Consider the following 9382-nt stretch of genomic DNA (forward strand, 5'->3'; position numbering starts at 1 on the left):
TTGAGAATGACTAACTGCGCTTTTCAACCAGCTTTTTGAGCTCAGAAACCAACATCAACGATTCGATGGGCGTCATCCGGTTGGGATCACAGGCTTCAAGTTTGTCGATAAGTTGTTCCGTATTGGGGTCGAGCTGTGTCTGGAATAATGAGGGCTGAGTAATTTGTCCCTGTTTCTCCATCTCCTTAGCTGCTTTTTTAACGGCTGCTTTCTTTTTCTTAGCCCCCTCTTCGAGGGTACCGTTACTGTCCGTAAGATCTAAGCTATGACTTTCAAGGTTAGAAAGAATTTCCTTCGCTCGCTCAATTACAATGGATGGGAGTCCGGCCATATCGGCCACCTGAATACCATAGCTGTGATCGGCGCCACCGCGTACCAGCTTGCGTAAGAAAATTACTTTATCGTCGTGTTCTTTTACCGACACGTTGTAATTAACAATATGCTCGTACATATTTTCGAGCTCGTTGAGCTCATGATAGTGCGTTGCAAAAAGCGTTTTAGCCGCCACCGACGGTTGATTGTGCAAGTATTCGGCCAATGCCCATGCAATACTAAGTCCGTCGAACGTACTGGTCCCGCGTCCAACTTCATCCAGCAAAATCAGCGAATTACGAGTGGCGTTATTCAAAATATTCGCAGCCTCATTCATCTCCACAAGAAAAGTACTTTCTCCAGCGGCCAGATTATCCGAAGCTCCAACGCGGGTAAAGATCTTATCCACCAACCCAATATGTGCTTCCTCTGCCGGTACGAAACAGCCAATTTGAGCTAACAGCACAATCAGGCCCGTTTGACGCAAAATGATACTCTTTCCCGCCATATTCGGACCAGTAATAATCAGGATCTGCTCATCTTCATTTTCGACATGAATATCATTTGGGATAAAGGGGTCGCCCGGCGGAAGCGTTTTTTCCACAACCGGGTGGCGTCCTTTCGTAATATCAATTTTTTGATCATCGGCGATAGCAGGTTTACAATAATCATTATGGAAGGCGACCTCCGCAAAACTCTGCAGGCAGTCTAACTCAGCAATTGCCTGCGCCACTTGCTGAACATCCTCAGCAAATTCCGCTATCTCAATCCGCAACTCCTCAAAAAGATCATATTCCAAACCTTTACTCTGTTCTTCCGAAGATAAGATGCGTTCCTCCACTTCTTTGAGATCAGGCGTAATATAACGCTCCGAATTCACCAGTGTTTGTTTTCTGATAAAATGCTCGGGCACTTTATCGGCATGGGTATTGGTCACCTCAATGTAATAGCCATACACCTTGTTATAGCCAATTTTTAACGAATCGATTCCCGTCTCCTCGGCCAGTTCGGTTTTAATATCTGCAATATAATCTTTGCCGTTGCGAGCTATATTTCGAAGCTCGTCCAGCTCATCATTAAAGCCATCTTTGAAAATATCACCGTCGCGGATACTGGTAGGCGGATCTTCGACAATTGCTTCTTCGATCTTTTTCTGTACTTCGATAAGTAATTTTAACCGTTCCAGAATATCATTGAGTAGATGCTCATCCAAGTGATTAAACTGCGATTTTATGATAGGAATTTGGGCTAAAGAATCTTTCAGCTTGACCAAATCGCGAGGATTAGCACGTCCCACGCAAATACGTGAAATTAGTCGCTCCAAATCACCTACTTTTTCCAGCTCTTCGCGCACATTTTCGCGTACATCATGATTGACATTCAACCCCTCAACAGCATTCAAACGGGCACGAATCGGCTTCATACGTTTCAGGGGACGCATGATCCACTTACGCAGCATTCGTCCGCCCATGGCAGTAGCCGTATCATCAAGAATCGAGATAAGTGTGCCCTCGCTGTTACCTCCCTCCTGTATAGTTGTGGTTAGCTCCAGGTTTCTTTTTGTGGATCCATCAAGCGACATATATTCGTTGCTCTCAAATTTCTGGATTCGCTTGATATGTCCCAGTGAGGCTTTCTGCGTTTCTTGGATGTAATGCATGAGGGTACCGGCCGCTACGTGGGCTACTTCCAAATCATCTACACCAAAGCCTTTCAGTGAATGCGTTTCAAAATGATCGGTCAGCAAATTATACCCGTAATCACCTTCATAGACCCAATCCTCGATAAAGGTCATATTATAATCGAGTAGAAATTCAGGGACATTATTTTTCAGGTTTTGAGGCAACAGCAGCTCGGCCGGTGCTATTGATTGCACCAGATCATCAAGCCGATCCTTAGAAACCTGACTCACCGAAAATTCACCGGTTGAGACATCAGCAAAAGCCGCACCGGCTGTTTTCCCGTCCCAATACGCCGCTGCTGCATAATTATTTCGCTTGTGCTCCAGCAGCTTTTCCGACATGGTAACCCCCGGGGTGGTAATTTCAGTCACCTCCCGGTTCACAATTTTGCGACCTGCTTTTTTTGCTTCCGATGGATTTTCGACCTGTTCACAAACCGCTACACGATGGCCTTTTTTTACTAACTTGGGTAGGTAGGTATCCAAGGCATGATGTGGAAATCCCGCCATGGGCGTCTGGTCCCCTCCGTTATTACGTTTGGTAAGTGTGATGCCCAATTCCTTACTTACCAACTCAGCATCATCAGCAAAGCATTCGTAAAAATCGCCCACTCTAAAAAGCAATATCGCCCCCTCATGTTCTTCCTTTATTTGGTGATACTGACGCATCAATGGGGTAAGCGATTTGGATTTAGTACTCATGTACAAGCAGTTATTTTTGTGCTTAATATTTAATTTTGTAAAGTACGATAACTTTTGATCAAATTAGGGTAGCATAACAAAAGCGAACAGTGTAACTTTCGCAATCTTATTAATCAGTATTCATTGATCAGTGCAGAAGTATAAGGATTTCTGGCGGCTCATCGTAAAATTGGCAAAAAAGAAAGATGTGTTTTTTAACGCTTCTGCCATCACATTCAATCTATTTATTTGTGCTATTCCCTTTATACTGCTGATGATCTCAATCATCGGATATATCTTATCATACGAAAAAGCTTTTGCTGAAATTTTACGTTATGGACGCGAACTGTTTCCCAGCTTTACTTATGAATCACGCAGTGGGGATGTATTTCGAGGAGCCGTAACGCTCGAAACACTGCTCGAACCGCTTATTGGGGCACGGCGTATCTTCGGTATCATTGGTACGGTTATTCTAATCTTTTTCTCGCAGGGATTTTTCCATACAATCAAACACGTCGTTTTTGATATCTTTGAGATTGAAGACCGACGTCACCCTCTTCTCGAAATGGTTTATAACTTTTTTACTTTTGGCCTCGTAGGCGGAGCCTTCCTGTTCTTTAGCCTGGTTATTTCGCTGGTGTCCCTGGTATCGATCGATACGTTTTCGCTACCCTATACCGATATCGTCTTCGAACTTAGCTGGGTTTATGAATGGTTTAACCTGCTCATTCCCACCCTATTTACGCTGTTTCTTTTTTATATCATCTTTCGATATATCAGCGAAAAACACATGAAACCACAAGTAGCATTGTTGGCAACCGTGGTATATACGGTGCTCTTTGAACTTGCTAAGATGGGGGTGGGTTACTACCTCGAATATGCTTTAAGCTCCTATCGCTATTTTTATCAAGGATATACCATTTTGGTTATCATTGGCGTTTGGGCCTTCTACTCAGCGGCTCTTTTTGTCATTAGCACTATTATTGCCAAATCATATCAAGAAGTATTCCTCGAGGATAAGAGTCGCCCGGAAAATCCATATACGACCATTTCTTAGTAATGAGTAACTCAAAGCTTTCACCGTCATTTTATCAGCGGCAGGATGTAGTATCTATTGCTCGCGAACTTGTTGGTAAGGTCTTATGCACGAAAATCAGTAAAAGCCCCTTGACCAGCGGTATTATTACCGAAACCGAAGCTTATTGCGGTCGTGGTGATAAAGCATGCCATGCCAATAACAATACTCGTACAGATCGAACCGAAACGATGTATCAAGCCGGAGGGATTGCCTATGTTTATCTGTGCTACGGCATTCATCATTTATTTAATGTAGTCACAAATGTGAATAACAAGGCTGACGCTATTCTTATCCGTGCTATTCAGCCCCTTGAAGGGAAAAATATAATGCTTCAACGTCGCAATATGAAAGACGTGAGCCCTTCACTTACCGCAGGCCCCGGAAGGTTAACGGAAGCGCTCGGTATCACTACGGATTGGGATGGGGCCGCACTTACTGACAATAACATCTGGATTGAAGATCGGGAGATGAATTTTTCAACCTCCCCTCTTGTAGTAACGGAACGTGTGGGGGTGGATTATGCCGGTAAAGATGCAAAGCTACCCTGGCGCTTTTATCCGAACGGAAACAAATGGGTAAGCAAAAAATAAAAAAGCCTGCCTCGCTAAGCGAAACAGGCCTTAAATTATTTAATCAAAAAGGAGTCTTAGTTTTGATTGCCTTGCTGCTCCTCTTGAACAATTTGGCGATATCGCTTTGCTACTTCAGGATTTGATTGCAATGCCCGAACAATAGATTGAAACCGCTGTGGCTGGAGTCCATTTTTCTTCATGGCACTCATAATTTCTTTTTGCTGAACCTTCATCAATTTAGGTTGCACTTCATCCATTGTTTTCTGCTCTTGCTCCGTGACATCCGCAGAATCAGTTTGAGGATTTCGTTGCTTCATCATAATCTCTTCAAACCGCTTGGGATCCATATCCTTATCAGCCAATAATGAGGCGATTTCTTCGTCCATTTTTTGATTGACATCATTGGTGACAGCAGCAAATTTTTTCAGATCTTCATTCGTAATGCTGTCTGGCTGAGCTTGCTGCATTTTCTGCTGCATGGGGTTACCCTGAGCAAAGACTGAACCGGCCATTAAAAGAAGAACAAGTACAAAAGCCGAAGAATGTTTAAAAAACTTCATAAAATATATTGAATGATTTAAAAATTAAATAGATCTCGCTTTAATTTAAGCCCTGTAAACATAGAGATTATTTGCTTCGATATAAAATAGCTTTCATATGCTATTTTCGGGCTTTTTTGGTTTGTGAGATGCATCAACGAATGCTCTTACATTTAATTATGTACTATTTTAAATTTCTTTTTCATTCTTTTCGGGAAACAACTTGTCTGATAAGAGTGCTAAAGATTTCTGATACTTCGTTGTGTTGCACTACCTTTATTCAGATATAAGTCAAGAGTTTTGGGAGCTCTTACCAACAAAAATGATTGCTATCGTGACTAATAACAGCACCGCCCCAAAATAGTTACGGGTTACAGCCTCCCAAGGAGAAATGGCAAACGTACCGCTTAGCAACAAGGCCTGGTTACCGTAAGGCAGAAAACCCTGAGCTATGCAAGCAAACGTATCCAGCACCGTAGCACTTCGTTTGGGAGTAATGTCGTGTTTTTGCGCCAAATTTCGACTCAAGTCACCGGTTACCACAATAGAAACTACATTATTGGCGATACAGTAGTCGGTAATAAACACGAGCATGCCGATAGCCATCTGCTGAGCACGATTTCCCGTCCTCGATACTTTTTCTGCCAGTCTATTGACGTGCTCAGAAATCCACTGCAGCCCGCCTTGTTGTTTGATGAATTCTCCCAACGACCCTACAAACATCGCCAGAACAAAAATACCCTGCATGTCAGCAAATCCGCTCGCTATGTCAGTACCCAATGCAGAAAGTTCATAGCCTGTAAAGACCACTCCCTGCAAAGCTGCCATTACAATTCCCAGTAGCAGCACGATAAAAACATTCATCCCACTTACTGCTAATACAAGAATAGCTAAATATGGTAGCGTGGCCGCCCAGCTAAACGCTTCGGGCGTAATCGGCGCAGAATCGGTAGCTAAAAAACCAAACACCAATACTGTGACGATAAAAGCTGGAAGAGCAAACTTCACATTTTCCCAGAACTTATCCTTCATCCCTACCTCCTGGGTACGGGTAGAAGCAATGGTGGTATCAGAAATAATGGATAAGTTATCTCCAAACATAGCCCCTCCCAACAAAGCACCCGCTATGAGTGGTTCACCGGTGCCCGTCTGCTCTGCAAACCCCAAAGCAATGGGAGCTAACGCTGCTATAGTCCCCACCGATGTGCCCATAGCCAAAGAAATGAGAGCGGCAATGACAAATAATCCCGGCAATATATATCCCGAGGGAACAAGCATTAGACCAGCATTGACCACCGCATCTACGCCGCCGGTAGCCGTAGCAACGCTGGAGAAAGCTCCGGCCAGTAAAAAGATAAAACACATGGTAATAATATTATCGTTGCCAGCTCCTTTGATCAGTACGGAAATCGAATCGCCCAATGGTTTGGGATTTAGCATCACGGCCAAAAGAAGCGCCGGAATTATAGCCACCTGTCCCGGCAGCTGTTGAAAGGGATGATCCACACCTATAAATTGCAGCGTTAATCCGGTACCCAAAAAGAGACTGATAAAAAGTAGTATTGGAAGTAGCGAACGTTTGGCCGCGCGGTTATTTATAGTCATGCAGGACGTTTTAATAGGCTAAACTAAAAGAGATTATAATTTGCCAATGATCCACATTTTATTGACGGAATACAATTATTCAATCTTGAGAAATCGAGCATTAACAGCTACGATGACCGTACTTAACGACATAAGTACTGCTCCAACGGCCGGACTTAAAATGATACCATATCCTGCCAATACCCCCCCCGCTAATGGAATGGCAAAAGCATTGTATCCCGTAGCCCAAAACAGGTTTTGGATCATTTTTCGGTAGGTCGATTTTGCCAGCTGAATCACCGCCGCCACATCGTTTGGATCACTATCAGTTAAAATAATATCTGCTGTTTCCACGGCTACATCTGATCCGGCGCCAATGGCAATACCCACATCTGCCTGGGCCAGCGCCGGTGCATCATTCACGCCGTCGCCGGTCATAGCTACTTTCAATCCACGCTGCTGTACCTCTTTGATTTTATCAGCCTTTTCGTCGGGCAGCACCTCGGCAAAAAATTCATCCAGCCCCAGCTCATCAGCCACAAAACCGGCCGTCTGTTTATTATCACCGGTAAGCATCATACAGCGAATGCCCATATTTTTTAGCTTTTGAATAGCCTTGTACGAACTTTCTCTTATCTGATCGCCCAGTGCAATCGCCCCTTTCAGCTCATCGTCAATAATCACAAAAACTACGGTCTTGCCTTCTCCGGAGAGCTGCTCATACTTTTCTCGGGGCAGCTCCATATTTTGTTCTTCCACATAGCCGGGACTTACGACATAAACCTGCTTGCCATTTACTTTTCCTTTGATACCCTTGCCCGTTATCGAATCAAAATCCTCCACCTGATACGTTTCATCAGTAGCTTCTAACATTCCTTCAGCCAGCGGATGCTCGGAATTTTGTTCAACCGATGCCACCAACGTAAGAAGTTCTTCTCGTGAATATGAATCACTGAAGGTCAACACCTCCGTAACTCCAAATTCTCCCTTGGTAAGCGTGCCCGTTTTATCAAACACCAGCGCGTCAATGTTTCGCGCCTGTTCAAAAGCAGCGCGATTGCGAATCAGAAAACCGTTCTGAGCAGCCAACGAAGTAGAAACGGCTACTACCAACGGCACCGCTAATCCCAGGGCGTGCGGACATGTGATTACCATTACGGTAACAGTGCGTTCGAGCGCAAAAATAAAGCTTTCCGACGACCAGAATGTCCATCCAAAGAAGGTCAACGCTCCGGCTCCCAGAGCAATAAGGGTAAGCCAAAAAGCAGCGCGATTGGCCAGATCCTGCGTCCGTGATTTACTTTCCTGGGCCTGCTTCACCAACTCGATAACCTGCGAGAGAAAGGAATCGTCACCCGTTCTTTTAACTTCAATTTTTAGCGAACCTTTTCCATTCACTGATCCCCCGATCACCTCATCGCCCTCTTCCTTAGACACCGGTTTGGATTCACCTGTCATCAGCGATTCATTTACCGACGAACCTCCTTCAATCACTGTCCCATCAGCCGGAACTTTTTCCCCGGGCTTTATCAACACCTGATCACCAACTTCTAATTCTTCCAGCGGGACATCCTCGGTTTCTCCCTCATCCGTAATGCGATGTGCCTCTCCCGGCATCAGCTTGGCCAGCTCTTCGAGGGCGCGGGAAGCACTCATCACCGAACGCATCTCAATCCAGTGACCTACCAGCATGATATCCACCAGCGTAGCAAGCTCCCAGAAAAAGACTTCGCCCTCCACCCCAAACACTACCACCGAGCTGTAGGAGTAGGCTACCGTAATTGCCAACCCGATGAGTGTCATCATTCCGGGCTCTTTTTTGCTCAGCTCATCATACAATCCTTTTAAGAAGGGCCATCCACCATAGAAAAATACAAACGACGAAAGTACAAACGAGATATACAAATCGCCCTCAAACTGCAGCGTATCCCCAAGCCCCAAAAAGCCCTGGATCATGTGCGAAAGCACCAAAATGGGAATAGTTGCAACCAGCGAAATCCAAAACCGGCGCTTAAAATCAGTAGCCATCTGTTTATGATGATCGTGATGGTCGTGCCCGTTCTGTTCCTCTTTATGACTCTGATGATGTTCGTGTTCATGTCCCATAATCCTCTCCGGTTAATTTTAATTTAACTATTTTACGATATTGTTTTTTCAGTGTTCCCACAGCCCGGCATCTGCTTTCCCATATAGGGGTTGGCAATTTCTTGCTCATCATCTAACCAGTACGCACCCTCATTATTCTCGGCCATAGGACAATACTGCCAAAATAACTCTTTCCCCTCAAATCCCTGATTTTCTACAGCTTTTACAAGTTCATTGGATATATCGGTAAATGAACTTCTGAGCACTTCAATATTTTCTGCCTTTGACGCCTTTTCTACTGCTTTAACCATTGCTGCGTGGTGCTTTTGATGCATAGCGGAGTGCTCGGGATGCTCATTCATTTCCTTATTCTGCATCACCTCTTGTTTAAATATTTCAAGATGATGTTTAGCCTCCTTAAAGCGATCATCAGCTAACGAGTTTTTTATCCCAAGATAACTATCAACGAGATTAGATAAATGATCAGTGTGCTGGTGACCTCCAGCACCTGCTGTTGTTTCCCTTTGATTTTGATCATTCATCTCTGCGGATTCATCACTCGAATTCGACTCTTCCATTGAACCGTGATTATGTCCGGCCGGCATGCTCCCATCGGGATTTTTGTTCATCATACTGGCCTTACCTGCCAGTTGTGCGGCACTGTCAATTTTAAAATTACCATTTGTGACCACCTTTTCTCCGGCTTCAACTCCGGATTTCACCACATACTGATCGCCCGCTCGCGGCCCCAGCTCAACTTCCCGAAATTCAAAAACCGGCTGACCATTCACTGTCCTTTGTACATATACCACCGACCGTTCCCCAGTCCACAGCACTGCTGATTTTGGGA

General features: G+C 44.6%; 7 protein-coding genes. 2 read left to right on the top strand and 5 right to left on the bottom strand.

Annotated elements, in window-relative coordinates; all coding sequences use genetic code 11:
* Nucleotides 1-10: 10 nt before the first annotated feature.
* Nucleotides 11-2695, bottom strand: coding sequence for a DNA mismatch repair protein MutS (gene mutS / locus ACQ76V_RS15320; protein ID WP_441001393.1), 2685 nt, complete (start codon nucleotides 2693-2695; stop codon nucleotides 11-13).
* Between the two features lie 130 nt (nucleotides 2696-2825).
* Here mutS and ACQ76V_RS15325 point away from each other — a divergent pair, with 130 nt between their 5' ends.
* Nucleotides 2826-3731, top strand: a complete 906-nt coding sequence (locus ACQ76V_RS15325) for a YihY/virulence factor BrkB family protein (RefSeq protein ID WP_441001394.1) — start codon at nucleotides 2826-2828, stop codon at nucleotides 3729-3731.
* Between the two features lie 2 nt (nucleotides 3732-3733).
* Nucleotides 3734-4342, top strand: coding sequence for a DNA-3-methyladenine glycosylase (locus ACQ76V_RS15330; RefSeq protein ID WP_441001395.1), 609 nt, complete (start codon nucleotides 3734-3736; stop codon nucleotides 4340-4342).
* A 56-nt stretch (nucleotides 4343-4398) separates the two neighbouring features.
* Here ACQ76V_RS15330 and ACQ76V_RS15335 read toward each other — a convergent pair whose 3' ends face one another.
* The 4 genes from ACQ76V_RS15335 to ACQ76V_RS15350 all read right to left on the bottom strand — a co-directional run.
* A complete protein-coding gene (locus ACQ76V_RS15335; protein WP_441001396.1) occupies nucleotides 4399-4884 on the bottom strand; it encodes a DUF4168 domain-containing protein in 486 nt (161 codons plus the stop codon).
* A gap of 270 nt (nucleotides 4885-5154) precedes the next feature.
* Nucleotides 5155-6468 (bottom strand): Na+/H+ antiporter NhaC family protein, encoded by a 1314-nt coding sequence (locus ACQ76V_RS15340; RefSeq protein WP_441001397.1) that lies wholly within the window; start codon nucleotides 6466-6468, stop codon nucleotides 5155-5157.
* Between the two features lie 75 nt (nucleotides 6469-6543).
* Nucleotides 6544-8553, bottom strand: coding sequence for a heavy metal translocating P-type ATPase (locus tag ACQ76V_RS15345; protein ID WP_441001398.1), 2010 nt, complete (start codon nucleotides 8551-8553; stop codon nucleotides 6544-6546).
* Nucleotides 8554-8585: 32 nt separating this feature from the next.
* Nucleotides 8586-9382: DUF3347 domain-containing protein (locus tag ACQ76V_RS15350; RefSeq protein ID WP_441001399.1), on the bottom strand; the 797-nt coding region annotated here is incomplete at its 5' end.

Origin of the sequence: Fodinibius sp. SL11 (genome assembly GCF_052060035.1) — a bacterium.
In the GTDB taxonomy this organism is placed as follows: domain Bacteria; phylum Bacteroidota; class Rhodothermia; order Balneolales; family Balneolaceae; genus Fodinibius.

Coding starts and splice junctions, on each gene's coding strand:
- ACQ76V_RS15330 (WP_441001395.1), top strand. CDS start 3,734: ATGAGTAACTCAAAGCTTTCACCGTCATTTTATCAGCGGCAGGATGTA.
- mutS (WP_441001393.1), bottom strand. CDS start 2,695: ATGAGTACTAAATCCAAATCGCTTACCCCATTGATGCGTCAGTATCAC.
- ACQ76V_RS15335 (WP_441001396.1), bottom strand. CDS start 4,884: ATGAAGTTTTTTAAACATTCTTCGGCTTTTGTACTTGTTCTTCTTTTA.
- ACQ76V_RS15340 (WP_441001397.1), bottom strand. CDS start 6,468: ATGACTATAAATAACCGCGCGGCCAAACGTTCGCTACTTCCAATACTA.
- ACQ76V_RS15345 (WP_441001398.1), bottom strand. CDS start 8,553: ATGGGACATGAACACGAACATCATCAGAGTCATAAAGAGGAACAGAAC.